This is a genomic window from Janthinobacterium sp. FW305-129, from assembly GCF_020858115.1.
GTDB lineage: Bacteria > Pseudomonadota > Gammaproteobacteria > Burkholderiales > Burkholderiaceae_D > Janthinobacterium.
In genome coordinates this window covers 472662-497888 of the sequence record NZ_JACYMM010000001.1, presented here as the reverse complement: position 1 = coordinate 497888, position 25227 = coordinate 472662, and the positions used below count along the sequence as shown (strand labels likewise).

Below are 25227 nucleotides of genomic sequence, written 5' to 3'. Positions count from 1 at the left end.
ATGAGTATTGATATGCCTGACAACGATATTCCACAAGTACCGCAACCGGACGACGCCGTCGTCGGCAAGGAAGCGGGTGCGCAGATGCTGGCCGCGGCCTGCGCCGCGCGCGACGCCTTCTATGCCACCCTGGGCACCGTCGACGCCGACGTGCTGGCGCCGCTGGTCAACCCGGCCTTCATGGGAGGCCCGCGCTGGCCGTCGCTGCGCCAGGCGTGGCGCGTGATCCGCCGTGCCGATTCCATCCTCATCGCCAGCGACGGCTTGAGCGATCCGTTCGAGGATGACGACGACGTGTTCGTGCCGCGCGGCCACCTGCTGGAAGTGTGCATCGAAGCGCCGCTGGCCGCCTTCGACGGCGATGCGGTGCAGGCATCGTGGCTGTTCGACGTGATCTACCAGGTCAGCCAGAACGTGGCCGACCACGGTTCCATCGATTTGCTGGTGCAGCGCCACGGCAGCGTCTCGATGGTGCTGGACGTGCAGGATGCGCCGGCAGGCCTCGAAGACGAGGATGAACAGGTGGGCGTGCTGCTGGCCCAGGGAGCGGCCACGCTTCCTCCAGCGTTCGCCACGCCGTATGGCGAAGTGCTGCTGCTCGCCGTCACCGTGCTGCAGCCGGCGGAACTGGCACACATCGGCGCGGCCGAAGACAAGGCGCAATCGCGGCGCGACCTGGCCGCCGCGCTGGCCGCCTCGCCGACGGGCCACCTGAGCGTGGCCCGGCGGCCAGCCCTCATTCCCCGCTAGGTTCTTCGACCGGCGGCATGGCCGGTTCTTCCGTTTTCGGTGCTTCCTTCGCTTCAACGACGGCCGGCGCCGGTGGCGGTTCGCGCCACTTGCCCGCCGCCTTCAGCTTGTTCTTCAGCCCCGGCAAGGGAAAGCCCAGCGCATAGGCTTTTTGCGCGTGCGCGCTGGCCTTCTCGTACTCCTTCTTTTTCACGTACATCAAACCCAGGTTGTACTGGATGGTGGCCTGCTCGGGCGCCAGGCGGCTGGCCGTGTCCAGCTGCTCCAGCGCCGCCGCGTCCTGGCCCGTGGCCAGCAGGTAGCTGCCGTACACCATGCGCGCCGTCACGTCGTGCGGCGCGAAGGCGATGGCGCGCTCGAAAAAACAGCTGACCGTGTAGCGGGCGCCCGGCGGCTGCGCGCTTTTCAGGCGCAAGCCCAGTTTCGCCATCGAGGCCAGCGCCCGGTGGTGGTTCGGAAAGTGCTCCAGGGTGTAGCTGATGTCGCCGCCAAGGCTGCTCGTCATGCCTTGCGTGAGCGTTTCCACGGCGCGCGAAAAATGGAATTTCTCGACCACGGACAGGCCTTCGCGGTCTTCCGCGCTCGTGTAGTCGCCGCCCGTGGTGCCCTTGACGTAGGGCGGACATTCGGCCGCCGCCATGCCGCAGCAGGCGGCCAGGGTGCAGGCAAGTATGCGGTGCTTCATGCTGTTCTCCTGTGGCTGACCTGGTCCAGCACGTCGGCCAGGGCGTTGCTGCGGGCTTGCCGCGATTGCAGGGCGATGGCCGCGGGGCTGGCCAGCGGCGCGCGGCCCTGGCGGGCCAGTGCCAGGAAGCGCAGCAGCGCGTGCGCGCAATCGCCGCTCGAGGCCAGCTGGCCGATGGTGTCGATGCCGCAGTGGCGCAGCTTGGCCGCGCTGTCGCCCGCCAGGTCCGTCAGCGCCAGGATCGGGCGGCGGCAGCGCAGGTATTCATACAGCTTGGCGGGAATCTGCGCATTGCAGTTGGCCGCCTGCAGCAGCAGCAAGCCGTCGGCGGCCAGCATTTCCTGCAGCGCCGCGCCGTGCGGCTGCAGCGGTTCCAGGCTGACCAGGTCCCCGATGCCGTATTTCGCCAGCAATTGCGCCAGCCACGCATCGTGGCCCGTGGCGCGCAGCACCAGCTGGAAATTGCGCGCATGCAGCGCGCCGTCGCGGCGCAGCCGGGCCAGGGCCTCGAACAGCGCTTGCGGATCACGCTCGGACGGGTAGATCACGCCGCTGTGCAGCAGCAAGAAACGGCCGCGGCGGCCCGTGGGCGCCGGGCTGTCCGGGTAGCCGTCTTCGTCGTAGCCGTTCTCGATCAGGTGGAAACGTTCGCGCGCCAGCTGCGCCAGGCGCCGCCGGTGCGCGTCGATGGCGCCCGGCGTGGTGCAGACGATGGCCGCACTGCGCGCCGCGATGCGCTGCTCGATCCACGCATGCATGCGGTGCAGGCGCGGCTCGGGCGGATACGGCGCCAGCGGGTCGCTGTCGTCCAGCATGGGGTCGCGCTGGTCGGCGATCCACGGCAGGCCGCTGAGTTTTTGCAGGGTCAGCGCGATCAGGTGCGCCGTGGCGATCGGATACGTCGACCAGATGGCGTCGGGGCGGTATTCGCGGATCATGCGCAGGCCGGCCGGCACGGCGCTCAGCCACCAGGAACTCCAGCGGTCTGGCAGGGCCAGGCAGCGCGGATAGCGCCCGGCGATGGCCAGATGGCGCGCCGCGTCCAGCGCCAGGGTGCGCCGCACGGTGGCGCGCTGCCCGATCTGCGCCAGCTGCGACGTTCCTTTCTGCGCATACGCGACGGGGCTGGGACTGAGCACCAGCGGCTGCCAGCCGCAGTCGGGCAAATGGCGCGCAAAGCCCAGCGTGCGCAAAATGCCGCTGCCGCCGGCCAGCGGCGGAAAATGGTAGGCCACCATCAGCACCCGTTTTGGCGAGGTTTTTACCATGACTGCAGCCATTGTGCGCACCGCTGTTCCACTGCGCCGCGCCAGGCGGCGCTGGCGAACGTATGGTTGGCGCCCGCCACTTGCGCCTGCGTCCATTGCGCGCGGGCGGCCACGGCGCGCCAGGCAGGATCGCCAGCGAGCAGCGCTTGCCACTCGCGCGCGCCGAGGTCGTCGCCGCTGAGAATCAGGAGCACCTTGCCCTGGAATTGCGTCAATGCCCGCAGCATGGCCGGCGCGGGCGCATCGTTGTCTGGCGTCGTCTGTTCCTGCGTGGCGGCCGCCACCTGCCGCAGCGACGCCAGGCTGGCGCCCAGCCGCAGTCCGCCTTTGGCCAGCTTGCGCCAGAAACTGCCTTGCAGCAGGCGCGGCAAATAATAATGGCGCAAGGTGGCGCGCGCCAGGCCGGCGCTGCTGCGCACCCAGGGATTGAGCAGCACCAGGGCCTGGACGCGCGCGTCGCGCGGCGCATGGCAGGCGGCCGCCGTGGCGCCGTCGCACAAGCCCCACAGCGCCACTTCGCGCAACGAGGGCACGGCGTCGAAGAATTGCGCCAGCGCGCCGGCGATGTCGGGACCGGCGGCGCGGTAGTCGCGCGCGCTGCCCTCGCTGTCGCCCATGCCGCGCAGGTCGAAACGCAGCACGGGCCAGCCTTGCGCGGCCAGGGCGCGGGCCAGCAGGACGAACTGGCGGTGGCTGCCGACCCGGTACTGCGGCCCGCCCGTGACGATCAACATGCCGCGCGGGCCCGGTACGGCGGGCAGGCTGAGGATGCCGACCATGTGCGCCCGCGCCTCGCCGTCTTCCGCCGTGCTGCGAAAGCGCAGGGCCAGCTCGCGCACGCCGTGCCCTGCGAGGTGCGGCTGACTGCTGTCGCGTTTCATGGCGGCGTCCCTTCCTCGTCGAGCCAGTCGCGGCAGAGTAGCCGCGTGGCGTGCAGCAGCTGCGGACACGCCAGCAGTTCGCCGCTGTGCCAGAACGGGCCGTCGCCGAAGCTGGCCACGTGCACGGCGGCGCCGTGTGCGCGCCAGTGGCGCGCCAGCGGCGGCAAGGGAGCGGCAGCTTGTTCCGGCGCCTGGTAATCGAGCCAGTAGACGGGCACGGACGGCAGCAGGGCGGATGCGCTGACACTATCGATGGCCTGCGCCAGTTCTGGCGCCAGCAGGTAGCCTGCCACTTCCACAGAGTCGCCATTCGCCAGCGCGGCGCGGGCATGGCCGGGCGCCTCATGCGCGCCGCCGGCCAGCATGCCCGACGCCAGGCGCAGGCGCAGGAAGCGGTCGATGACGCGCCGTCCATCGGCTTCCGGTTGCCACAGCAGCAGGCGCGCCAGCGGCAGCGGCGCGCGGCTGGCGAAATCGAGGGCCAGCAGGGCGCCCAGGCGCAAGCCCCACACGCTCAAGGCACCGTCGACGCGCTGCGCCAGCCACGCGCAGGCCAGGTGCAGGTCGTTGTGCCAGATGTCCCAGCGCGCTTCGCCAAAGTCGCCGCTGCTGTCGCCGCAGCCGTACAGGTCGATCTGCAGCACGCTGTAGCCTGCGGCGGCAAAGGCGCGCGCCTGCGCGGCGGCCACGTGGCGGCTTTTATTGAGTTCTTCCGCAAATGGATGCACGTAGACGATGCCGCCGCGCGCGCTGCGGCCCGGCGCCGGCAGGTGCAGCAGGCAGTAGCGCTGGCCGCCGCTGGCGGGCAGGAAGAAGGGCAGCAGCGGCAGCGCGTCGAGGGCGGCGCCGTTCATGGCCGCAGCTGCGCAAACACGAAATCGTGCAGGGTGCCGACGGTGGCGAAGTGGCGCGCATGGATGTCGTCGTCGGCGACGATGATGCCGAAATGGTCTTCCAGCGCGGCGATCACGCCGATCACGGCCATCGAATCGAGTTCCGGCACGCTGCCCAGCAGCGGCGTGTGGGCTTCCAGTGCGCGCCCGTTCAAGCCCAGGGTGGTGTCGAGGATGCGTTTTACTGCTTCAAGATGCGGCATGTCAGCTCCAGGGAAGGGAAGTGCGGCAGGGTCGACGTATCGAAGGCGAGGCAGGGGATGTCGTCGGGGCGGCGCGACAGGTGGATATATGGCGGCAGGCTGGCGGCCATCCATTGCCAGCGCCCGCAGCGGATAAAGGTGGCCGTGCCCAGCGCGTGCGTGCCCAGGCGCGCATGGGCGCCCAGCGAGGCGCGGTTGAAGCGCGAGATGCGGCTGCACGTCCAGCGCACGCCCTGCGCGTGCAGCACGGCGTTGGCTTCTTCCCACAGGCGGGCGAAGACCAGGCCGCCGCGCCGCTCGGGATGCACCCACACGTCCAGGTCCCACGACGACTGGTTTGAGGCCAGCGCATAGCGGGCGCGCACCTCGTCTTCCTGGCAGCCGTGGCGCAACAGCCAGATCCAGCCGGCCATGCCGGACTTGTCGCGCGCCACCAGGCATTGCGCGCCTTGCCGGTAGCGTTCGTGCAGCGCGCCGGGCCGGCGTTCGGGACCGGGCGGCAAATCCGCCTCCGCCAGGCAGGGCGCGACGGCAATCGACTGGCCGCGCCCGCGGCACAGCGAACCGGGCGCCACGGCCTGCGCGACGAATTGATAACGATATAGCGCGCAGCGCCCGCCCGGCACGCTTTCCAGCAGGCGCGCCACGGCCAGCCAGGCGCTGTCGCGCCAGCCCAGCTGATCGAGGCTGGCGGCAAGCCGTTGCAGCAGGGGAAATCGCGGGGACGGAGCCATGGTGGTAACGGATGGGGCGGCTATGCAGCCAACGCTGTCCATTAGAACGCAGCGGCCGGGGGCCGATGTTGCGCCGGCTCAAGCTGTGCTGCTGAAACTGTTAATTGATCAAAATCAAGACCGTTGTGGCCGTTTGTCTGAATCATAGGGGAATGCATGGCAATCATGGCAACCCGGGGATGAAACGATGGCGACACTGATACACGATCTGATCTTTGAAACGGCGCAGCGCGCCCCCCACGCGCCGGGCCTGTCGTGGCAGGGCGAAGAAACAAGCTATGCCGCGCTGGCGCAATCCGTGCGCGAAGCGGCCGCTACCCTGCTGACCCTGGGCTTGCGGCGCGGCGCGCGCGTGGCCGTGTACCTGGAAAAGCGCCCGGAAAACGTCAGCGCCATGTTTGGCGCGGCGGCCGCCGGCGGCGTGTTCGTGCCCGTCAATCCCTTGCTCAAGCCGGAACAGGTGGCGTACATCCTGGCCGATTGCAACGTGGCCATCCTCGTCACCTCGCGCGAACGCCTGGCCCAGCTGGGTCCCGCGCTGGCCGCCTGCCCGGACTTGCAAACGGTGCTGCTGACGGGCGAACCGCTGCCGGAATCGCGCCTGGGCAAGCTGCGCGTGCTGCCGTGGAGTGCGGTGTCCAGCGATGTGCCCGCTGTCGGCGGACCCGCGCCGAGGCCGCATGCGGCGATCGACACGGACATGGCGGCCATTTTATATACCTCGGGCAGCACGGGGCGGCCGAAAGGCGTGGTGCTGTCGCACCGCAACATGCTGGCGGGCGCGCTCAGCGTGTCGGGCTATCTGCGCAATACGCCGGACGACCGGATTTTGTGCGTGCTGCCGCTCAGCTTTGACTACGGCCTGAGCCAGCTGACGACGGCCTTTGCCAGCGGCGCCTGTGCCGTGCTGATGAATTATCTGTTGCTGCGCGACATAGTCGAAGCCGTGGAGCAGGAAGCCATCACGGGCCTGGCCGCCGTGCCGCCCCTGTGGGTGCAGCTGTCGCAGCTGAGCTGGCCCTTGTCCACGCCCTTGCGCTACATCACCAATTCGGGCGGCGTGATGCAGCGCGCCACGCTCGACCGGCTGCGCCAGTCGCTGCCGCGCGCGCAGGTCTACCTGATGTATGGCTTGACGGAAGCGTTCCGTTCCACCTACCTGGCGCCGGAACAGCTGGAGCGGCGCCCCGATTCCATCGGCCAGGCGATCCCGAACGCGGAAGTGCTGGTGCTGCGTCCCGACGGCAGCGTGTGCGACGCCGACGAGCCGGGCGAACTCGTGCACCGTGGCGCGCTGGTGGCGCTCGGCTACTGGAACGATGCGGCGCGCACGGCGGAGCGCTTCAAGCCCTTGCCGCCGCAGGCCAGCGGGCTGGTGCTGCCGGAACTGGCCGTCTGGTCGGGCGACACCGTGCGCCGCGATGCGGAAGGCTATCTGTATTTCGTGGGCCGCAGCGACGACATGATCAAGACATCCGGCTACCGGGTCAGCCCCGCCGAGGTCGAGGAAGTCGCGTATGCGAGCGGGCTGGTGGGCGAGGCGGCAGCGCTGGGCTTGCCCCATGCCGTGCTGGGCCAGGCCATCGCCTTGCTCGTCACGCCCGCGCCCGGTGTCGCATTGCAGCGCGACGGCATACTGGCCGCCTGCCGCGCACGCCTGCCCAGTTATATGGTGCCGCTGTGGGTGGAAATCCGCGACGGCGTGCTGCCGCGCAATCCGAACGGCAAGATCGACCGCCCCTTGCTGGCCAGGGAACTGGCGCAGGCGTATGCGGTCCAATCAGGAGATGCGGCATGAAGGACTTGATCCGCTCGAACAATATGGAATTGCCGTTGCACGCGGCCCTGGGGCAGCAGTTCGCCGTGGAAAACGACGTGCTGCAGGTGGGCGGGGTGCCATTGCACCGCCTGGCCCAGCGCGTGGGCAGCACGCCATTCTATGCGTATGAACGGGCGCACATCACGCGCCGCGTGGCGCAATTGCGCGCCGCCTTGCCCGCTGGCGTGCACGTGCATTACGCGATGAAGGCCAATCCCATGCCGGCCGTGGTGCAGTGGCTGGCGGGCCTGGTCGACGGCATCGACGTGGCCTCGGGCGGCGAACTGGCGACGGCGCTCGATACGCCCATGCCGGTCGAACGCATCAGCTTTGCGGGGCCGGGCAAGCGCGAGGGTGAACTGGCGCGGGCCGTGGCCGCAGGTGTCTTGATTAACGTGGAGTCCGGCGCGCAGCTGGAAAGGACGGCGCTGGCCAGCGAACGGCTGGGCATGACGGCCAGGGTGGCCGTGCGCGTGAATCCCGATTTCGCCTTGCGCCGCACGGGCATGCGCATGGGTGGCGGGGCGCAGCCGTTTGGCGTCGATGCGGCCCTGGTGCCCGCGTTGCTGGGCCGCATCGGCCAGCTGGGGCTCGATTTCCACGGCTTTCACCTGTATGCGGGGTCGCAAAGCCTGTCGGGCGCGGCCCTGGCCGAGGCGCAGGCGCTGAGCGTGCAACTGGCCCTGCAGCTGGCCGACAGCGCGCCGTCGCCCTTGCGCACCCTGAATATCGGCGGCGGCTTCGGGGTGCCGTATTTTCCCGGCGACCAGGCCCTGGATCTGGCGTCCGTGGCCGAAGGCTTGCAGCGGCAGCTCGATCTGCTGGCCCAGGCGGCGCCCGGGGTGCGCCTGAACCTGGAACTGGGGCGCTACCTGGTGGCCGAGGCGGGTATCTATGTGTGCAAGGTGCTCGAACGCAAGGTATCGCATGGACAGGTATTTTTAGTGACGGACGGCGGCTTGCACCATCACCTGGCCGCTTCCGGCAATTTTGGCCAGCTGATCCGCAAGAATTACCCTGTCGCCATCGGCACCCGGCTGCACGGCGGGCCGCGCGAAGTGGCGTCCGTCGTGGGGCCGCTGTGCACGCCGCTGGACTTGCTGGCCGACCAGATGGAAATGGCGCGCGCCGGGGAGGGCGACCTGGTGGTGGTGTTCCAGTCGGGCGCCTACGGCTTGACGGCCAGCCCGACGGCTTTTCTCGGCCATCCCTTGCCGGCCGAGGTGCTCGTATGAGCGGCCTGTGCGGTTGGCTGGGGAAGGCAGGCGGCGCTGCTGGCCTGGCCGCCGCCGATGCCGATGATGGCGCGGCCACGGCGCTGGCCGGCATGGCCGCGCCCCTGTCGCGTTTCGATGGCGCGCCCCTGGCCGCCAGCCTCAGCGAAGTGGGCGGCGTGGCCGTGGCCGCCATCGACGGCAGCCGCCATGTGTATCAGCAAGATGGCTTGCAAGTGGCCATCTGGGGCCGGCCCGTGCTCGACGGTTCGGCCGAGGACGTGGCGTGCCGCCTCGCGTCCCTGTGGCTGAGCCGGGGCGTGGCCGCCTGCGCCAGCCTGTCCGGGCCATTCTGTTTAGCCATCCTCGACGCCTTTTCCGGCTCGGCCCTGCTGGCCGTGGACCGCGCCGGCATGCATCCGCTCAGCTATGCGAGCAATGCGCAGGGGCTGTTCTTTGCCTCTTCCCACGATGCCTTGCTGGCCCATCCATCCGTGCGCGGCGCGCTCGATCCGCAAGCGCTGTATCACTATTTGTACTTCCACATGGTGCCAGGCCCGGCCACGGCCTATCTGGGCCAGCAGCGCTTGCTGCCCGGCGAATACCTGCATGTACGGGGCGGCAAGCAATGCAAGGGCAGCTACTGGCAACTGGCCTTCCACGAGCCGGCGGCAGGGCGCGCGCGGGCCAGCTTTGCCGCCAACAAGCAGGAATTCCTGCGCCTGCTGCGCCAGGCCGTGGAAAGCAGCCTGGGCGCGGATGGGGCGGATACGGGCGCGTTTCTCAGCGGCGGCACGGACAGTTCCACCCTGGCCGCCATCATGGGGCAAGTGACGGGCCGCCCCGCGCGCACGTATTCCATCGGCTTCGATGCGCCCGGCTATGACGAAATGGCGTATGCGCGCCTGGCCGCCAGCCATGCGGGCAGCATCCACCACGAGCGCTACGTGACGCCCAACGACGTGCTGGCCGCCATCCCCGCCATGGCGGCCATCTTCGACCAGCCTTTCGGCAATGCCTCGGCCATTCCAGCCTACTATTGCGCGCGCATGGCGCGCGAGGATGGCGTGACGCGCCTGCTGGGCGGCGACGGCGGCGATGAGTTGTTCGGCGGCAACGAGCGCTATGCGCACCAGGCCTTGCTGTCGCAGTACGAGCGCTTGCCCGTCATCTTGCGCCAGGCCATCATCGAGCCGCTGCTGTTCCGTGAACGGATAAATCAACCGTGGCGCCTGGGCGACAAGGCGCGCCGCTATATCGAACAGGCGAGCTTGCCGCTGCCGGCCCGGCTGGACGGCTATAACCTGCTGCTGCGCCATGGCTACCGCACGGTGCTGGAAGCGGGTTTTATCGACACCATCGACCCGGGCGTGGCGCCCGGCTGCGTGAATGGCGCGTATTGGGAGCGGCAAGGCCAGGGCTTGAGCCAGATCAATGAGCTGCTGGCCCTGGACATGCGTTTTACCCTGGCCGACAACGACCTGTTCAAGGTGCGCAAGGCGTGCGAGCTGGCCGGCGTGGAAGCGGCGTTTCCCTTCCTGCACGACGCGATGGTGGCGTTTGCGTCGCGCCTGGCGCCACGGGACAAGCTCGACGGCAGGCAATTGCGGCCCTTCTTCAAGCGGGCGCTGGCGGAAATCCTGCCGCCGGCCATCGTGCGCAAGAAAAAGCACGGCTTCGGCTTGCCTTTCGGCCAGTGGCTGCACAGCCACGCCCCGCTGCGCGAATTTGCCTTCGACAACCTGACGCAGCTGCGCGGGCGCGGCATCGTGCGGCCCGCCTTCATCGACGATTTGAAGGGGCGCTTGCTGGCGGAACACCCGGCCTATCACGGCACCATGGTGTGGCTGCTGCTGATGCTGGAACAGTGGCTCAGCCAGCATCCGGCGGCGCTGGGTGCGCTTGCCGGCGGTTTTGCCGCAAGCGCCACAGAAACGCCAGCCGTCCTCGATCCCACGGCGTAAAGCGGGGCAGCTGCAGCAAGTCCAGCCCCGCGCCGGGGCGCGCCACGCCCCAGTCCGTCGCCACGGCCGCCTGGAAACCCAGGCGGCGCACCATCGCCACGTGCGGCGCGCCGTAATCGCGCCCGGCCTTGCCGTTCGGATACGCAAACAGGGTGACGGGCGCCTGGATCAAGTCTTCCAGCCGGCGCTTGCCGTCGGCGATGTCGCGCTGCGCGGCGTGGTCCGGCAAGGTGGACAGAATCGGGTGGCTGGCCGTGTGCGCGCCCAGCCCCATGCCGGCCGCCTGCAATTGGCGCAGCTGGGCCGTGCTCAGCATGGCGGCCGGGCCCGCCGTGGCGCTTGCCTGGCGGCGGATGTGCATGGCCAGCTGCTGGCGCCGGGCAAATGGCAGGTATTTGAGCCGGCCCAGCAAGGCGGCGATGGCCGCCTGCCGCTGCGCCAGGCTGGCGACGGGCAGGCAGTCCAGGCCGAGTTCGCGCAAGTCGAGCCGGGGTCCGGGCGCGTGGCGCACGGCCTCGATCACCGTGTCATTCCACATCTGCCCCCCATCGAGGTAGCCCGTGGCGATAAAAAACGTGGCGTGCAAGCCGTGACGCTGCAGCAGGGGCAGGGCCACTTGCGCATTGTCCGCATAGCCGTCGTCGAAGGTGATGCAGGCGGCGCGCGGCGGCAGGCTGCCATCCTGCAGCCGCTGCACGGCCTCGGACAGGGGCAGCGGCGCATAAAACCGTTTGACAAGGCGCAGCTGGCGCTCGAACAGGGCCGCATCGACTTCGCCGGGAAACAGCGGGTCGGGCCGCGCCAGCACGCGGTGGTAGATCAGGATGGACAAGGTGGCCGTCATGGCTGCTCCGCGACGGCGGCCCTGGCCTCGGCCTTGGCCTGGCGCGACATGGGCGCCGGCGCGCGCAATTCGCGCTCGACGACGATGCGCGTGGCGATCAGGGCGGCCATCAGGTAGTACGGCATGTCGAAATACAGCAGGCTGAGGAAGGCGCCGCCCACGGCAAAGCCGATCAGGCTGGCCTGGCTCATGGTGGCCAGGCCGTGCGCCCAGCGCAGTTCCGGCTGGCCCCGCGTGCGGCGGATGATGGCGGCCGCCGTGCGCCAGGTGGCGAAGCCCAGCGCCAGGTAAATCAGCAAGCCGACGAAGCCGTGTTCGCCCAGAGCCTGGAAATAGATGCTGTGCGCCGCATGCACGTCCATGGGGTTCGGCGCGTAGCGGGCAAAGATGGCGGCGTCGGACACGTCGAAGCCGCCGCCCAGGAAACGGTCGCGCGCCAGGTTCCAGGCCATGCGCCAGGCATTCAGGCGGCCCATGGCGGACACATCGTCCTGATAGGTGTTGATGGTGTCCATGCGTTCGGCCCAGCGCTCGGGCATGAAGGCCAGCAGCAGCGGCGTGACCGCACCGAGCAGCGCGCCCAGCATCAGCTTGCGTTCGCTTTTCAGCCACATGAACAGGCCCATGGCGGCAATCGCCAGCAGCGCGCCGCGCGAATACGAGCCCAGCGCGGCCAGGGCCGACAGCAGCATCGCGGCGGACAAGCCATGGCGCACCCAGCGTCGCTGTTTCTCCGTGTTTTGCTGCAGGTAATACATGAGGGGAATCGTGATGATCAGGGCCAGGGCCAGGGCATTGTTATCCCCAATAAACGTTTCCTCCGGTCCCCAGACCCGTTCCGTGCCGCCGCTGCGGATGGTGAAGATGCCGCCTTTCACGCCGTAATAGCCGATCGAACCCACCAGCACCCAGATCAGGCGCACGATGTCGCGCCGCGTGCGTATCACCATCATGATCACAAAGCTCATCAGCATGATCTTCATGACCTTGTTCCACTGCACCCACGACGCTTCCGGCAGCAGGGCGAACGGGGCCGTGACATTCATCCACGCGACGAACAGCAGCAGCAGCACGCTGACGGGCGTGAGCGGCAGGCTTTTCGGCTCGCGCGTCATAAGCAGGCTGACCATGGTGGCGATGGCGATGATGAAGGCGAACGGCAAGTGGGTGGCAAAGCCCCAGGCCTGCGTGTGCGGGTTCATCACGCTGACCCATACCCACATCAGGCCGCCGATGGCCGGCGACTTCAGGATGAAGGGCAGCGAACCCAGGATGATGATGGTAATCAAGATGTCGCGCATGAAGGGGGACGCTCCTGGTTTTGCCCGGGTTGCCATGGTCTTGATGCCTGTCAACGGGCTGGCGGTCAGGCTCAGTACACTGGATCAATACTGTTGAGTGTTGTTGAAACCATCAATCAGTTTTGTCATGGTAAGACCAAGGAGGCATGTCCTTGTTGACCGTTCTCATGGCGACCTACAATGGCGCCGGCACCTTGCCCCAGGTATTGCGCGCCTACATGGGCTTGCGTCCGCCCGTCGGCGGCTGGCGCCTCGTCATCGCCGACAATGGCAGCACGGACGCCACGGCCCGGGTGATCGCCGCCTTTCGCGGGCGCTTGCCCTTGAGCTATATCTATGTGGCGCGGCGCGGCCGCAGTCCCGCCCTGAACGGCGCCGTCGAGCACGCCCTGCGCCTGGGCGGAGACGGCGGCGAGCTGTTCGTCTTCGGCGACGACGACGCCATGCCCGCGCCCGACTGGCTGTGCCGCTTGCAGGACAGCGCGCGCGCCCACCCCGGCTACGCCCTGTTCGGCGGCGCCATCGTGCCCGCCTGGCGGGAACGGCCGGCCGACTGGCTGCTGCGCCTGACCCCCGTGGGTTTAACGTGGGGCATCACCAGCCCCGACCTGCGCGACGCGCCCATCTATCCGGGCCTCGTGTGGGGCGCCAACATGGCGATCCGCCGCCGCATCTTCGAGGCGGGCGCCCGCTATGACGAAAGCATCGGCCCGCAAGGGGCCAATTACGCCATGGGCAGCGAAACCCGGCTCAACCTGGAGATGCATGCGGCCGGCAACCCATCCTGGTTCTGTCCGCAAGCGCGGGTGGCGCATATCATCCGCGCCCCGCAAGTGCGGCGCGCCTGGATACTGCGCCGCGCCATGCTGTTCGGCCGGGGCCAGTGCCGGCTGGCGACCTTTGCGCCGAGCGTGGAGCTGCTGGGCGTGCCACGCTGGATGCTGGGCAGATACGCGCGCGATACCTTCGGCGCCGTGCGGGCCTGGCTGCGGCGCGACCACGCCGACCTGTTCCTGCGCCAGTGGGAGCGGGCCTGGCTGCGCGGCTTTTTCCATGAAGCGTGGCGCGGAAGGCGCAAACGCTTGCCGCGCATCGTCATCAGCAGTTATTCCGGCGAGCTGGGCGGCATGGAGCTGCGCATGGCGCAAGAGGCGACAATACTGGGCGCGAACGGCTATGACAGCGTGCTGGCGCTGCGGCGCTTTCCCGGTTTTACCGCCTGGGCACAAGACTTGCGCGCAAGGCAGGTGCAGGTGCGCGTGTATGAGCCGCCCCTGTTTCTCGAACACTGGGCCTGGCGCCGCTGGAACTGGCTGCGCGCCAGGGTCACGGGCGCGTGGCGGCTGCGGCGGCTGCGCCCGGACCTGGTGCACGTGGCGTTTTGCTGGACCGCATATGGCGCTTCCATCCTGTGGCTGGCGCGGCAATGCCGGCTGCCGGCCGTGATCAGCGTGCACAATGCGTTTCCGCTGGAAACCTTCAGCGACTGGCAGCGGCCCCGGTTGCAGGAGGCGTTTCGCAGCGTCAAGGGCGTGTATGCCGTGTCGGCCTCGTCCATGCGGCATTTCCTCGACCTGTACCGCGACATGCTGGCGCCGCAGACGCGGCTGGCCGTCATTCCCAATGGCGTCGATACGGACACGTTCATCGTCTCGCCCGAACGGAAAATACTGGCGCGCAAGGAACTCGGGCTGCCGCCGGACGCGCTCGTGCTCGGCTGCGTGGCCAGATTGTCCGCGCAAAAGCGCCCGCAAGCGCTGCTGGCCCTGTTCGCCAGGCTGGCGCCGCAGTTTCCCCACTTATATCTGGTACTGGTGGGCACGGGGCCGCTGGAAGCCATGCTGCGGCTGCAGGCGCAGCAATCGGGTTTGCACGACAGGGTCGTGTTTGCCGGCTTCCGGCAGCGCGTCGAGCTGCTGATGCCGGCCTTCGACTTGCACGTGCTGCTGAGCAAGAACGAGGGCTTCGGCATCGCCACCATCGAAGCGATGGCCTGCGGCGTGCCGGCCGTGGGGACGGACGTGCCGGGCACGCACGATATCCTGCACGATAGCGCAGGCGGGCTGCTGCTGCCGCTCGATGACGAGCACGCCGCCTGCGCCGCCGTGGCGCAGCTGCTGGCAGACGCCCCCCGGCGCGCCCGCATGGGACGGCTGGCGCGCGAAGAAACCGTGCAGCGCTATTCGATGCCGCGCCTGGAACGCCAGCTGCGCCAGTTCTATGCGGGCCTCGTGTAGGCGCCGGCCACGGGGATGAACGCCACCCGCCACTCGTTTTTCTTTTCGTTTGCCGAAAAATACACGGTGCTGCTGCTCGGCATCGTCGCCACCATGGTGCTGTCGCGGCTGCTGACGCCGGCCGAGGTGGGCGTGTATTCGCTGGGGGCCGTGCTGGTGGCGCTGGCGCAAGTGGTGCGCGATTTCGGCGTGGGGCAATACCTGATCCAGGAAAAGCGGCTCGATGCCGTCAAATTGCGGGCCGCGCTGGCCACCAGCCTGCTCGTCGCCTGGCTGCTGGCGGGCCTGGTGCTGCTGGCCAGCGCGCCGCTCGCGCATTTCTATGGCGAACCCCGGCTGACCCTCGTGCTGCGGCTGCTGTCGGTCAATTTCCTGCTGATCCCGTTCAGTGCCTTGACCTTGCCCATGCTGCGCCGGCAACTGCGCTTTCGCGCCATCTATGCGATCAATGCCGCCAATAGCGTGGTCAACCTGCTGGTGGCCGTGCTGCTGGCGCTGCAGGGCTACAGTTACATGAGCATGGTATGGGCGGCGCTGGCCGGTTCCTGCGCCTCGCTGCTGGTAAGCCTGCTGGTGCGGCCCCGCGAACTGCCGTGGCTGCCGGGACGGCGCGGCATCGGCGATATCGCCCGCTTTGGCGCGTATGCGACCGGAGGCGGCCTCGTCGACGAGGCGGGTGTGGCGGCGCCGGACCTGATCATCGGCAAGCTGATCGGCATTGAAAGCCTGGCCCTGTTCGGCAAGGCGCAAAGCGTGCTGAATATTTTTAATCAGGCCATCACCAGCGCGATTTCTCCCGTCGTGTTTCCCCTGTTCGCGGCCCGCGCGCGGGAGGGGAGTGGACAAGGGGAGCAGGGCGGGGCGGAACGCGTGTATCTGCGCACGATCAGCTACATGACGGCGCTGGCCTGGCCGTTTTTTCTGTTCCTCGCCTGCATGGCTTTGCCCTTGGTCAAGGTGTTGTACGGCACGCAATGGCTGGACTGTGTGCCCTTGATCCGCATCATGTGCCTGTCCTCGGCCGTGTATAGCATGTTCAGCATGGCCCGCTACCTGTTCGTGGCGACGGGCCAGCTGCATGCGCAGGTGCGGCTCGATGCCTGGGCCGGCGCAAGCAAGGTGGCGCTGCTGCTGGCCGCGGCGCCGTTCGGCCTGGTGGCCGTGGCCTGGGCCGTGGTGCTCAGCAATGTGCTGCGCAGCTGGATGAGCTACGGCTGCCTGCGGCGCTTGAGCGCACTCGACTGGCGCATCCTGGCGCGGGCCTTGCGCAAGAGTTTGCTGCTGTGCGGTGTCAGCGCCATCGCGCCCGTCGCTTCGCTGCTGTGGCTGCCTATCGACACGCCGGCGCTGCTGGCGCTGGCGGGCACGGCGCTGGCGACCTTGCTGTGCTGGCTGGCCGGTCTGTTCCTGTTGAAGCATGAACTGGCCGGCGAATTTTTGTTGTTGCAACGCAAGCTGGCCGGCCGCTGGCTGGCCGTCAAATCACCGCACTGAGCCGTTGACAGCGGCGCGGGCGCACGAAAGGAAGACCATGCGTGTCGGTATCCTGTCCTACCCGATGCTGTTCCAGCGCGACGGCGGCTTGCAGATCCAGGTACGCGAAACCATCGCCGCGCTGAACCGGCTGCCCCAGCAACCGGCACGGCCCCTGGACGTGCAGCTGGTCGACGCCAACCATCAGCGGCTGGCCGATTTCGACGTGCTGCACGTGTTTTCGGCCAGTAATGGCACTTACCGCATCATGGAAATGGCCAGCGAGCAAGGCGTGCCCGTGGTGCTGTCGCCGCTGCTGTCGCCGGGCTGGGGCCGCGCCAGCGCCTGGCGCGCGCGACTGGCCGACCGGCTGGCAGGGCGCTTGACGGAGTGGATGGTGCAAACGAGCTATGCGCAAACGCGGCGCGCCCTGCAGCTGGCCGACGTGGTGATCGCGCTGGGCGAGGCCGAACGCGACGCCATCGTGCAAGGCTTCGGCATGCCGTCCGACGCCATCCGCGTCTTGCCGAACGGGATCAACCCGCATTTCTTCACGGCCAATGGCGATCTGTTCCTGCGCGAGACGGGCATCACCGGGCCGTTCGCGCTGATGGTGGGCAGCATTTCGCCGTATAAAAACCAGCTGGGACTGGCGCAGGCGCTGGCGGGGGCCGGCTTGCCCCTGGTGCTGATCGGCGCCGCGCCCCGGGAACAGCAGGCGTATCTGCAGCAATTGCTGGACTTGCCGTATGTCAGGTGGCTGGGCGCGCTCGACCACGCCGACCCGCTGCTGGCCAGCGCCTACCATGCGGCGGCCGTGGCGGCCTTGCCCAGCCAGGGCGAAGTGTTTCCCTTGAGCGTGCTCGAAGCGCTGGCGGCCGGCACGCCCGTCGTCATGACGGCGCAAAGCGCGCTCGACTTGCCCGATTCCGCGTTCGCGCTGCGCAAGGTGGCCTGGGACGACGGCGCCGCGCAGCGCCAGGCCATCCTCGACCTGCTGGCGCTGCCGCCCGAACGCGCGCGCGTGCAAGCCCTGGTGGAACGCTTTACGTGGGAACGGGTGGCGGCCCGGATCGCCGAATGTTACTACCAGGTGCAATCCCTGCCTGCCAGGAGACGCCATGCTGTTTAATTCCTTCGCCTTCCTGTTCGCCTATCTGCCCATCGTGCTGGCCGGCTATTTTCTGCTGGACCGATTGACGTCCTCCGCCAGCTGGCGCCTGGCGCCAGCCGTGTGGCTGGCGCTGGCCTCGCTGTTCTTCTATGCCTGGTGGGACGTGCGCTATCTGCCGCTGCTGCTGGCCTCGATCTGCGTCAATTACGGCGCCGGGCGCCTGCTCGGTGCCAGCGCGGGCGCGGCCCGCAAGCGCGTGCTGGTGGCGGCCCTGGCACTGAACCTGGGCTTGCTCGCCTACTATAAATATGCGAATTTCTTCATCGACAGCGTGAACGCGGTCGCCGTCGCCGCCGGTGCCGCCGGTGCCGCCGGTGCCAATACTGGCAGCCTGCCGTGGTCCGGCCTCGACATCATCCTGCCGATCGGCATCTCGTTCTTTACCTTCACGCAGATCGCCTTCCTCGTCGATTGCTACCGGGGCGAGGTGCGCGAATACCGCTTCATCCATTACGTGCTGTTCGTCAGCTACTTTCCCCACCTGATCGCCGGCCCCGTGCTGCACCACCGCGACATGATGCCGCAGTTCGCCGACCCGGCCAACGCCCACCCGCGCGCGGCCAATTTCGCCATCGGCCTGTCGATTTTTACGATAGGCCTGGCAAAAAAGGTGCTGATCGCCGACAACCTGTCGCCGCTGGCCATGCCAGTCTTCGCGGCCGGCGCCACGCCGACCCTGATCGAGGCGTGGATCGGCGTGCTGGCCTACACCTTCCAGCTGTATTTCGACTTTTCCGGCTATTCGGACATGGCCATCGGCCTGTCGCGCCTGTTCGGCGTGAAATTGCCGCTGAACTTCAATTCGCCGTACAAGGCGGCCAATATCGCCGACTTCTGGCGCCGCTGGCACATGACTTTGTCGCGTTTCCTGCGCGACTATTTATATATCCCGCTGGGCGGCAGCCGGCGCGGCGAAGCCATGCGCTACCGCAACCTGATGCTGACCATGCTGCTGGGCGGCCTGTGGCATGGCGCCGGCTGGACCTTCGTCATCTGGGGCGGCTTGCACGGCCTGTACCTGGTGCTGCAGCAGGCGTGGCAGCGGCTCTTCGGCGCGGCGCGGGCGTACCGCTGGCTGCGCTGGTGGCCCGGCGTCCTGACTTTTTTTGCCGTGATGCTGGCCTGGGTCTTCTTCCGCGCGCCCGACGTGGCCACGGCCTGGGACATCACGGGCGCGCTGCTGGGGGCGAACGGCGTGAGCCTGCCGCGTGGCCTGGCCAGCCATGGGGCCAGCCTGGCGCAGTGGGGCGTGCACCCCGCGTTCGACGGCATCCGCTGGATCGAACTGATGGGGCCGGGCTTGCCCGCGCTGCTGGCGGCCATGCTGCTGGCCTTCAAGGCGCCGAATACGCAAGAAATATTCTTTCTCTACGAGCCTGCCATTGAAAGAATATTTCAGCCGACAGGGCGCTGGGCCTTCAGCTGGCGCCCCACGGCCCGCTGGAGCGTGGGCTTTGCCGCGCTGTTCGTCGCCTGCATCTTCGGCATGAACCGGGTCACTGAATTTCTCTATTTCCAGTTCTGAGCATGGACGCCGCCGCCCGCCGCTACCTCGTCTGCTTCTGCGCCTGCGCCGGCCTGGCGCTGGGCGCCGTCTCGCTGCTGAATTACCAGGTCGACCCCTACCTGCTGCACCAGTGGGACAGTCCCTTGCTGCAGCGCCCGCGCCAGATCAATGAAAAGCTCGGTGCCTGGGCCAAGACCTATGCCGTGGCGCGCTACCGGCCGGCCATCGTCTACATCGGCAATTCGCGCACGGAAATGGGCTTGCCGACGGGCGTGCGCGCGCTGTTTGACGGCAAGCGCGTGTTCAACAGCGCCGTGTCCGGCGCCTCGATCGGCGACGCCATCCGCCTGGCCGAGCATGCGGCCAGGGTCAGCCGCATCGACACCATGGTGTGGGGCATGGACGCGCCCACCTTTTCCCTGGAGATGGGGGCGGCGCGCGTGGAAAACAGCCTGACGGGCACCGGACGGGGCTTTTTCGCCCGGCGCGCCCTGGTCAACCTGCAGCGCGGCCTGACGGTGGACATGACGCAGGACAGCGTGCGCATCCTCACCGGCAATGCGGGCGATACCTGCCGCTCCAGCCTGGCCGTCTACGGGCAGCGCGACGAGTCGTGCACCCGCAAGGGCATCGCGCACTGGCTGGGAACGAAGGACGCGATACCCGTGCGGCTGCAGGAATTCGGCGATGGCCTGGGGCCGACGCCGCCCTCGACGTTGGCGCTTGACGCCAGCATCGGCAAGCTGTGCCGGGAAGGCATGCGCTTGCGCCTGTACATCAACCCCACGCACGCGCTGACCTTGTACGCGCTGCACTGGCGCGGCAAGTGGGATGCCATGCAGGCCTGGCAGCGCGGCCTGGTGAACATCGCCGAGCGCCACCGCCGCCAGGGCTGCGACGTGCGCCTGGTTGATTTTTCCGGATTCAACAGCATCACGACGGAAGCGACGCCGCTCGTCAGCGGCAAGCCCGACATGCATTATTACTGGGAAGTATCGCATTACCGGGACAATGTCGGCCACCTGATCCTGGCGCGCCTGTTCGGCGGCGGCGCGCCGGCGCCGGCCGATTTCGGCGTGGAGCTGACGCCAGCCAACGTCGACGCCCACCAGGCGTCCATGCGCGCCGCGCGCGACCGCTACCGCGTGGAACACGCGCGCGAAACGGCCTATGCGCAGCAGGTGCTGGACGGGCCGCTGATCCGGCGTTGATGCAAGACTCCGCATACGCCATTTCTCCACTTCCTATGCCGACCATGGACACTACCGCCCGCCGCTACCTCGCCATCTTCTTTGCCTGCGCGCTGGCCGCGCTGGCCCTGATCTCCGCCGTGAATTACCACGTCGATCCGTATCTGCTGCACCAGTGGGACACGCCGCTGGTGCAGCGTTTGCGTCCCACCTACGAAAAGCTCGCCGTGTGGGGCAAGACCTATGCCGTGGCCCGCTACCGGCCCGCCGTCGTCTACATCGGCAATTCGCGCACGGAAATGGGCTTGCCCACCAGGGTGCGCGCCTTGTTCGATGGCAAGAGCATCTTCAACAGCGCCGTCTCGGGCGCCTCGATCGGCGAAGCCATGCGCCTGGCCGAGCACGCGGCCAGGGTCAGCCATGTCGACACCATGGTGTGGGGCATCGACGCGCCTTCGTTCTCGCTGGAACTGGGTACGGCCGGCGTGGAACCGGGCTTGACGGCTGGCGGCCCCGCGTTTTTCGCGCGGCGCGCCTTGCTCAACATCAAGCGCGGCCTCACCGTCGACATGACCCAGGACACCTGGCGCATCCTCAGCGGCAGCTATGACGGCGTGTGCCTGTCCAGCCTGGCCCTGGACGGCCAGCGCGACCAGGGCTGCATCACGGCCCGCAACCATGGCTGGGTGGGTACGGCGCGCGCGTTCAAGCCGCGGTTGCAGGAATTCGGCGACGGCCTGGGGCCGACGGCGCCCGCGCTGCAAGCCTTCGATGCCAGCGTCGGCAAGCTGTGCCGGGGCGGCACGCGCTTGCGCCTGTACATCAATCCCACGCACGCGCTCACGCTCGACGCCCTGTACTGGCGCGGCAAGTGGGACGCCATGGAAACCTGGCAGCGCGACCTGGCGCAACTGGCGCAGCGCCACCGCAGCCAGGGCTGCGACGTGCGCGTGTACGATTTTTCCGGCTTCAACAGCATCACCAGCGAGCCTATCCCGCAGGTGACGGGCAGGCGCGAAATGCGTTATTACTGGGAAGCATCGCATTACCGCGACAACGTGGGCCATTTCATCCTGGCGCGCCTGTTCGGCGGCGCCGTGCCGGTGCCGGCCGATTTCGGCGTCGAGCTGACGGAAGGCAGCATCGCGGCCCACCAGGCGGCCATGCGCGCCGCGCGCGAACGCTACCACGCGCAGCACGCCGAGGAAACGGCCTACCTGCGCCACGTGCTGACCTTGCCCCGCGAGCCCAAATAGGCAGTCAAGGAGGCAGACGTACGCCGGGAAGCAGGGCGCTTGCGCTATGATAATGTTTTGCCATTCAGCAAGTTCCAGGACGCCCCATGAAAATCGCCTTCTTCGCCAGCCAGCCCTACGACCGCCGCTTCTTCGACGAAGCCTTGCCGTCCCAGCCCGATCCGGCTGGCATCGAACTGGTCTACCACAGCGCCTTGCTGAGCCAGGAAACCGTAGTGCTGGCGCAAGGCGCGGACGCCGTCTGCGTCTTCGTCAACGACGTGCTCGACGCGCCCGTGCTGGAAGCGCTGCACGGCTACGGCGTGCGCGCCATTTTGCTGCGCTGCGCCGGCTACAACAACCTCGACCTGGAAGCGGCCAAGCGCCTGGGCCTGTTCGTTGCCCGCGTGCCAGCGTATTCGCCGGAAGCCGTGGCCGAATACACCTTGGCCCTGGTGCAGACCCTGAACCGCCACACGCACCGCGCCTACGCCCGCGTGCGCGAAGGCAATTTCTCGCTCGACGGCTTGCTGGGTTCCACCTTGCACGGCAAGACCGTGGGCATCGTCGGCACGGGCAAGATCGGCCTGGCCACGGCGCGCATTTTTAAAGGTTTCGGCTGCACGGTGCTGGGCCACGACCCGTATCCGGCGCCCGCGTTCGCGCAGCTGGGCACGATGGTGGAATTGCCGCAGCTGCTGGCCGAAGCCGACATCGTCTCGCTGCATTGCCCGCTGATGGAGAGCACGCGCCACATGATCAGCGAAGCCACGTTGCCGCTGATGAAGAAGGGCGCCATGCTGGTGAATACCTCGCGCGGCGGCCTGATCGACACGGGCGCCGTCATCGAGGCGCTCAAATCGCGCCAGCTGGGTTCGCTCGCCATCGACGTGTACGAGCAGGAAAGCAATCTGTTCTTCCAGGACCGCTCGTCCGACATCATCGACGACGACGTCTTCCAGCGCTTGATGACCTTCCCGAACGTGCTGGTGACGGGCCACCAGGGCTTCTTTACCATCGAGGCGCTGCGCGAGATCGCCGCCATCACCTACCACAACCTGCAATGCTTCCTGCAGGGCAAGGCGTGCGAGAACAGCGTACTAGCTGTTTGATGCCGTTTTTTTCGGCTTGGGCGGCGGCTTGGGTTTCGGCTGCGGCAAGGCATCGGCCGTGCGCCGCGCCAGCTGGGACAACCAGTCGCGCTCGTCCCACAGCCCGCCATCGATGAGGAAATACGGCTTGGCTTGCGGATAGGGCGGCGCTTCCTGCAGCGTGCCCATGGTACTGATCCAGGCGCGGCCCGCATCCGTCGGCTTGATGAAGAGCATGTCGTCGGCGACGATGGCGAACATCTTGCCGTCGCAATACAGGCCGTACTCGCCGAACATCTTTTTTGCGCTGATACCGCCCGCGCCCGCCATCTGGTCGAGCAAAAAATCCACCGTGCCTTGCTGTGATGCCATGTTGTCCTCCGTAGGAAGCAATAGTGTAGCGCACTGGCCAGGACAGGGCGGTGCGGCTACACTATCGCCATTATTTATTTTGCATTAGCTGCCATGACACCCCAGCATATTATTCACCGCGGCATCACCATCGCCACCCTGGCCGCCGATCAGGCGCTTGAAACCCATTGCGCGCCGGGCCAGACGGCCATCCGCGAGCAGGGCGGCGGCTGGTGGCTGTATTTTGTCGATGAAGACGGCAATATCGACGGCTACGACAGCCCGTTCGCCAGCCACGCCGAGGCGCTGTGGGCGGCCAAGGCCGCAGCCGAGTTCAGCGCGCAATGAAGGCCAGTCCCTGGGCCTTCCTGGGCTTGCCGCAAGCCCCCGTGCCGGAAGCGGAAAGCGCCGACTACGGCGCCTGCCGCGCCGAACTGCACGGCAAGCGGCTGGTCTTGCGCGTGGCCAAGACCACGCCGACGAAAACGGGCCAGTTCGTCACCGTCTGGAAGCGCCCCCATCCCGACGCCGACATCGCCCCGCTGGACGACGCGGACCCCGTCGATGCCGTCATCATCGCCGTGGCCGACGACGGCGGCGCGCGGCACGGCTTTTTCATCTTCCCGCGCAGCGTGCTGCTGGAACGGGGCGTGATGTCGCGCGCCGGAGCTGGAGGCAAGCGCGCGCTGCGCGTGTATCCGCCGTGGTGCGCGCCGGAGTCCGTCCAGGCGCAGCGCACGCAGCGCTGGCAGGGGGAGTGGTTTGTGGCGGCGGGGGATCAGCGAAGGCTGGAACAGCTGCTGGGGCAGTGATTGTTTTCGTTTCCTTGGAATTTATCCGCGCCTTGCTGCTGTTCGTCCGCTATCGGCCCAGGAGCGGCCATTCGCGTTGACGTGACAATGCGTGACTTTTCTCATTTGGCAATTTGCTAATCTCTGGGGCGCTGTCAACAGCGGCCACGGTCGGCTGCTGGAATGATGGGCTTTCTGACGCCCGCGCCGATGCCATGCTGAACATCCCGCTCGCGCTCTGCCTGCTGTTTGTTTTTCCTGCCTTGAACGCGTGGCGCAGCCTGCCTTCGAAGAGCAACAAGCCAAGATCGGGACGCTGAGCCGCGAGCTGATCTCATGGTTGCGGCAGGGCAGTTGTAAGGCATGGCGCATGATGTGGCGCTCCATTTTGCTTAGTCCGCTAGCGGCCAGTAGCGAACCTCAATATGATCGATTATAAGAAGGAGCGTATGCTCGTGGGAAATGCCGTTTTTAGCCGCTTGTCCATGTTGGGCGTTGTTTTCTTATGCCTTTCGCTGTCGTCCTTGACCTATGCTTCCGAGCAACAAAGCGATATGGCCTCGATCAAGCAGGAGCATTGCGAGGAAAATAATAATCTTTGGGGTACTTTATGCATGAGTCGAGAGCTAAAAGAATCCGACACGCGTCTAAACATCGTCTACAAGACCTTGATGTCTGCGCTTGCCAAGCCACAAGGCTTGCAACGCGCGCAACATGCATGGCTTGTCTTCCGCAACGCCGAGTGCACGTTCCACAACGCGGCGATGGATGGGGGAAGCAGTTACCACTTTTCGATGGATCTGTGTTTGATGCAGCTGACTGAACAGCGCATATCGGTGCTGGAAACCGTTAGGCCCTGCAATGGATGCGTAGAATTCAAGGATGAGTTTTATGGAAATGGCAAGGGATTCAGTTTGCCAGAGCGTACCCGCACTCCTGCGTCGGGCAAGCTATGACACGCGGAGAGGTTTGCTGCTTGTAGTCCCGTCTTGACGCGCTTCAACTGCCACATCCGCTAAGTGGCGCCAGCTGCCAATAGGCGCAACCGCCCAGCAGCGCTCGCGCCCGCCAATGCGGGAGCGCAACCAATCCGGGAAAATGACCGCCCATGACTGATATCTGACGGCCTGTCGCAATGCTGCATGGCAGCCATTCAACAAATGCGCCTTGGTCGCCCCATCCGTAAAGTAAAATACTTTCTGCTGAAATTAGCGGTGTTAATCCGGCTGGTGAACGGGCTATTTGTCGGAACATTTTACAGTCACGGATTCGATGTGGCGTGGTACATTTTTGGTGCCGCCGTCAGTCTGGCCGGATGTGTCGTTGCAGGCATTGCGGTAGTTGCCTGGGCGGCTTTCACAAGCCGCAAGCAGGACAGTTAATATGCTTTATGAAGTTGCATTACCTACGAATATAGTTGCCGGCCGATATCTACTTCCGGCCAGTTGCAGGCGTTCGTGGTCCTCCATCACACTGGCCTGAATTAAAAGCTGCATTGGCTCACGTGTCCCTTACCCCGATCTCCGACCGACTCGCCGCAATATATGCACGGGTCGCCGCAATTGACTCGACCGCCGCCAGGCCATCACCTAATGTCAAGGCTTCCCTGCTACTGGACCTTC

General features: G+C 67.0%; 24 protein-coding genes. 15 read left to right on the top strand and 9 right to left on the bottom strand.

All coding sequences use genetic code 11. From position 1 onward, the window contains the following. Positions 1–12 precede the first annotated feature (12 nt). Positions 13–750, top strand: coding sequence for a hypothetical protein (locus IGS61_RS02150; RefSeq protein ID WP_230538083.1), 738 nt, complete (start codon positions 13–15; stop codon positions 748–750). Here the strand turns inward: IGS61_RS02150 and IGS61_RS02145 are convergent. The 6 genes from IGS61_RS02145 to IGS61_RS02120 are packed head-to-tail and all read right to left on the bottom strand — an operon-like array spanning position 737 to position 5414. Further along, positions 737–1435 carry an ABC transporter permease gene (locus IGS61_RS02145; protein WP_230538082.1) on the bottom strand — a complete coding sequence of 233 codons (699 nt, stop codon included), beginning with the start codon at positions 1433–1435 and terminating at the stop codon, positions 737–739. The genes IGS61_RS02150 and IGS61_RS02145 overlap by 14 nt on opposite strands. Then, complete coding sequence (locus IGS61_RS02140) at positions 1432–2703, bottom strand: glycosyltransferase (protein WP_230538081.1); 1272 nt, start codon at positions 2701–2703, stop codon at positions 1432–1434. Before IGS61_RS02140 ends, IGS61_RS02145 begins: the two co-directional genes overlap by 4 nt. After that, a complete protein-coding gene (locus tag IGS61_RS02135) occupies positions 2697–3584 on the bottom strand; it encodes a hydrolase 1, exosortase A system-associated (protein WP_230538080.1) in 888 nt (295 codons plus the stop codon). The genes IGS61_RS02140 and IGS61_RS02135 overlap by 7 nt, the downstream gene beginning before the upstream one ends. Further along, on the bottom strand, positions 3581–4438 hold the full coding sequence (locus IGS61_RS02130) for a hydrolase 2, exosortase A system-associated (protein WP_230538079.1): 858 nt from the start codon (positions 4436–4438) through the stop codon (positions 3581–3583). Before IGS61_RS02130 ends, IGS61_RS02135 begins: the two co-directional genes overlap by 4 nt. Then, positions 4435–4680 carry an acyl carrier protein gene (locus tag IGS61_RS02125; RefSeq protein WP_230538078.1) on the bottom strand — a complete coding sequence of 82 codons (246 nt, stop codon included), beginning with the start codon at positions 4678–4680 and terminating at the stop codon, positions 4435–4437. The genes IGS61_RS02130 and IGS61_RS02125 overlap by 4 nt, the downstream gene beginning before the upstream one ends. After that, the gene (locus tag IGS61_RS02120) at positions 4659–5414 is read right to left on the bottom strand and encodes a GNAT family N-acetyltransferase (protein WP_230538077.1); all 756 of its coding nucleotides are present in this window, start codon (positions 5412–5414) and stop codon (positions 4659–4661) included. Before IGS61_RS02120 ends, IGS61_RS02125 begins: the two co-directional genes overlap by 22 nt. A gap of 187 nt (positions 5415–5601) precedes the next feature. Here IGS61_RS02120 and IGS61_RS02115 point away from each other — a divergent pair, with 187 nt between their 5' ends. Genes IGS61_RS02115 through IGS61_RS02105 form a run of 3 tightly spaced genes read left to right on the top strand, consistent with a single transcriptional unit; the run spans position 5602 to position 10411 of the window. Further along, positions 5602–7212 carry an acyl-CoA ligase (AMP-forming), exosortase A system-associated gene (locus tag IGS61_RS02115; protein WP_230538076.1) on the top strand — a complete coding sequence of 537 codons (1611 nt, stop codon included), beginning with the start codon at positions 5602–5604 and terminating at the stop codon, positions 7210–7212. After that, positions 7209–8468 (top strand): pyridoxal-dependent decarboxylase, exosortase A system-associated, encoded by a 1260-nt coding sequence (locus IGS61_RS02110; RefSeq protein WP_442908012.1) that lies wholly within the window; start codon positions 7209–7211, stop codon positions 8466–8468. Before IGS61_RS02115 ends, IGS61_RS02110 begins: the two co-directional genes overlap by 4 nt. Further along, positions 8465–10411 (top strand): asparagine synthetase B family protein, encoded by a 1947-nt coding sequence (locus IGS61_RS02105; RefSeq protein ID WP_230538075.1) that lies wholly within the window; start codon positions 8465–8467, stop codon positions 10409–10411. Before IGS61_RS02110 ends, IGS61_RS02105 begins: the two co-directional genes overlap by 4 nt. On the opposite strand, the gene IGS61_RS02100 is transcribed toward IGS61_RS02105, so the two are convergent. Beyond that, complete coding sequence (locus tag IGS61_RS02100; protein WP_230538074.1) at positions 10320–11255, bottom strand: polysaccharide deacetylase family protein; 936 nt, start codon at positions 11253–11255, stop codon at positions 10320–10322. The genes IGS61_RS02105 and IGS61_RS02100 overlap by 92 nt on opposite strands. Next, entirely contained in the window at positions 11252–12556 is a 1305-nt protein-coding gene (locus IGS61_RS02095; RefSeq protein WP_230538073.1) for a putative O-glycosylation ligase, exosortase A system-associated, read from the bottom strand. Before IGS61_RS02095 ends, IGS61_RS02100 begins: the two co-directional genes overlap by 4 nt. Before the next feature lie 152 nt (positions 12557–12708). Between IGS61_RS02095 and IGS61_RS02090 the strand changes: the two genes are divergently transcribed. The 7 genes from IGS61_RS02090 (at position 12709) to IGS61_RS02060 (ending at position 22484) form a co-directional block, all read left to right on the top strand. Further along, positions 12709–14793 (top strand): glycosyltransferase, encoded by a 2085-nt coding sequence (locus IGS61_RS02090; RefSeq protein WP_230538072.1) that lies wholly within the window; start codon positions 12709–12711, stop codon positions 14791–14793. A 15-nt stretch (positions 14794–14808) separates the two neighbouring features. Then, positions 14809–16287 (top strand): lipopolysaccharide biosynthesis protein, encoded by a 1479-nt coding sequence (locus IGS61_RS02085; RefSeq protein ID WP_230538071.1) that lies wholly within the window; start codon positions 14809–14811, stop codon positions 16285–16287. A 37-nt stretch (positions 16288–16324) separates the two neighbouring features. Further along, positions 16325–17398, top strand: coding sequence for a glycosyltransferase family 4 protein (locus IGS61_RS02080; protein ID WP_230538070.1), 1074 nt, complete (start codon positions 16325–16327; stop codon positions 17396–17398). After that, entirely contained in the window at positions 17388–18965 is a 1578-nt protein-coding gene (locus IGS61_RS02075) for an MBOAT family O-acyltransferase (RefSeq protein ID WP_230538069.1), read from the top strand. Before IGS61_RS02080 ends, IGS61_RS02075 begins: the two co-directional genes overlap by 11 nt. Before the next feature lie 2 nt (positions 18966–18967). Then, the gene (locus IGS61_RS02070) at positions 18968–20158 is read left to right on the top strand and encodes a hypothetical protein (protein WP_230538068.1); all 1191 of its coding nucleotides are present in this window, start codon (positions 18968–18970) and stop codon (positions 20156–20158) included. 44 nt (positions 20159–20202) lie between these two features. After that, the gene (locus IGS61_RS02065; RefSeq protein ID WP_230538067.1) at positions 20203–21393 is read left to right on the top strand and encodes a hypothetical protein; all 1191 of its coding nucleotides are present in this window, start codon (positions 20203–20205) and stop codon (positions 21391–21393) included. A gap of 86 nt (positions 21394–21479) precedes the next feature. Continuing rightward, positions 21480–22484, top strand: coding sequence for a 2-hydroxyacid dehydrogenase (locus tag IGS61_RS02060; protein ID WP_230538066.1), 1005 nt, complete (start codon positions 21480–21482; stop codon positions 22482–22484). Here IGS61_RS02060 and IGS61_RS02055 read toward each other — a convergent pair. Further along, positions 22473–22835 (bottom strand): TfoX/Sxy family protein, encoded by a 363-nt coding sequence (locus tag IGS61_RS02055; protein WP_230538065.1) that lies wholly within the window; start codon positions 22833–22835, stop codon positions 22473–22475. The genes IGS61_RS02060 and IGS61_RS02055 overlap by 12 nt on opposite strands. A 93-nt stretch (positions 22836–22928) precedes the next feature. On the opposite strand from IGS61_RS02055, the gene IGS61_RS02050 reads away from it, so the two are divergent. From IGS61_RS02050 to IGS61_RS02035, 4 genes are all read left to right on the top strand, one after another. Continuing rightward, the gene (locus tag IGS61_RS02050; protein WP_230538064.1) at positions 22929–23162 is read left to right on the top strand and encodes a hypothetical protein; all 234 of its coding nucleotides are present in this window, start codon (positions 22929–22931) and stop codon (positions 23160–23162) included. Then, on the top strand, positions 23159–23626 hold the full coding sequence (locus IGS61_RS02045; RefSeq protein ID WP_230538063.1) for a MepB family protein: 468 nt from the start codon (positions 23159–23161) through the stop codon (positions 23624–23626). Before IGS61_RS02050 ends, IGS61_RS02045 begins: the two co-directional genes overlap by 4 nt. A gap of 404 nt (positions 23627–24030) precedes the next feature. Continuing rightward, on the top strand, positions 24031–24561 hold the full coding sequence (locus IGS61_RS02040; protein WP_230538062.1) for a lysozyme inhibitor LprI family protein: 531 nt from the start codon (positions 24031–24033) through the stop codon (positions 24559–24561). A 186-nt stretch (positions 24562–24747) separates the two neighbouring features. Further along, entirely contained in the window at positions 24748–24987 is a 240-nt protein-coding gene (locus tag IGS61_RS02035; RefSeq protein ID WP_230538061.1) for a hypothetical protein, read from the top strand. Positions 24988–25227 lie beyond the last annotated feature (240 nt).

Coding starts and splice junctions, on each gene's coding strand:
- IGS61_RS02150 (WP_230538083.1), top strand. CDS start 13: ATGCCTGACAACGATATTCCACAAGTACCGCAACCGGACGACGCCGTC.
- IGS61_RS02145 (WP_230538082.1), bottom strand. CDS start 1,435: ATGAAGCACCGCATACTTGCCTGCACCCTGGCCGCCTGCTGCGGCATG.
- IGS61_RS02140 (WP_230538081.1), bottom strand. CDS start 2,703: ATGGTAAAAACCTCGCCAAAACGGGTGCTGATGGTGGCCTACCATTTT.
- IGS61_RS02135 (WP_230538080.1), bottom strand. CDS start 3,584: ATGAAACGCGACAGCAGTCAGCCGCACCTCGCAGGGCACGGCGTGCGC.
- IGS61_RS02130 (WP_230538079.1), bottom strand. CDS start 4,438: ATGAACGGCGCCGCCCTCGACGCGCTGCCGCTGCTGCCCTTCTTCCTG.
- IGS61_RS02125 (WP_230538078.1), bottom strand. CDS start 4,680: ATGCCGCATCTTGAAGCAGTAAAACGCATCCTCGACACCACCCTGGGC.
- IGS61_RS02120 (WP_230538077.1), bottom strand. CDS start 5,414: ATGGCTCCGTCCCCGCGATTTCCCCTGCTGCAACGGCTTGCCGCCAGC.
- IGS61_RS02115 (WP_230538076.1), top strand. CDS start 5,602: ATGGCGACACTGATACACGATCTGATCTTTGAAACGGCGCAGCGCGCC.
- IGS61_RS02110 (WP_442908012.1), top strand. CDS start 7,209: ATGAAGGACTTGATCCGCTCGAACAATATGGAATTGCCGTTGCACGCG.
- IGS61_RS02105 (WP_230538075.1), top strand. CDS start 8,465: ATGAGCGGCCTGTGCGGTTGGCTGGGGAAGGCAGGCGGCGCTGCTGGC.
- IGS61_RS02100 (WP_230538074.1), bottom strand. CDS start 11,255: ATGACGGCCACCTTGTCCATCCTGATCTACCACCGCGTGCTGGCGCGG.
- IGS61_RS02095 (WP_230538073.1), bottom strand. CDS start 12,556: ATGCGCGACATCTTGATTACCATCATCATCCTGGGTTCGCTGCCCTTC.
- IGS61_RS02085 (WP_230538071.1), top strand. CDS start 14,809: ATGAACGCCACCCGCCACTCGTTTTTCTTTTCGTTTGCCGAAAAATAC.
- IGS61_RS02080 (WP_230538070.1), top strand. CDS start 16,325: ATGCGTGTCGGTATCCTGTCCTACCCGATGCTGTTCCAGCGCGACGGC.
- IGS61_RS02075 (WP_230538069.1), top strand. CDS start 17,388: ATGCTGTTTAATTCCTTCGCCTTCCTGTTCGCCTATCTGCCCATCGTG.
- IGS61_RS02070 (WP_230538068.1), top strand. CDS start 18,968: ATGGACGCCGCCGCCCGCCGCTACCTCGTCTGCTTCTGCGCCTGCGCC.
- IGS61_RS02065 (WP_230538067.1), top strand. CDS start 20,203: ATGGACACTACCGCCCGCCGCTACCTCGCCATCTTCTTTGCCTGCGCG.
- IGS61_RS02060 (WP_230538066.1), top strand. CDS start 21,480: ATGAAAATCGCCTTCTTCGCCAGCCAGCCCTACGACCGCCGCTTCTTC.
- IGS61_RS02055 (WP_230538065.1), bottom strand. CDS start 22,835: ATGGCATCACAGCAAGGCACGGTGGATTTTTTGCTCGACCAGATGGCG.
- IGS61_RS02050 (WP_230538064.1), top strand. CDS start 22,929: ATGACACCCCAGCATATTATTCACCGCGGCATCACCATCGCCACCCTG.
- IGS61_RS02045 (WP_230538063.1), top strand. CDS start 23,159: ATGAAGGCCAGTCCCTGGGCCTTCCTGGGCTTGCCGCAAGCCCCCGTG.
- IGS61_RS02040 (WP_230538062.1), top strand. CDS start 24,031: ATGATCGATTATAAGAAGGAGCGTATGCTCGTGGGAAATGCCGTTTTT.
- IGS61_RS02035 (WP_230538061.1), top strand. CDS start 24,748: ATGGCAGCCATTCAACAAATGCGCCTTGGTCGCCCCATCCGTAAAGTA.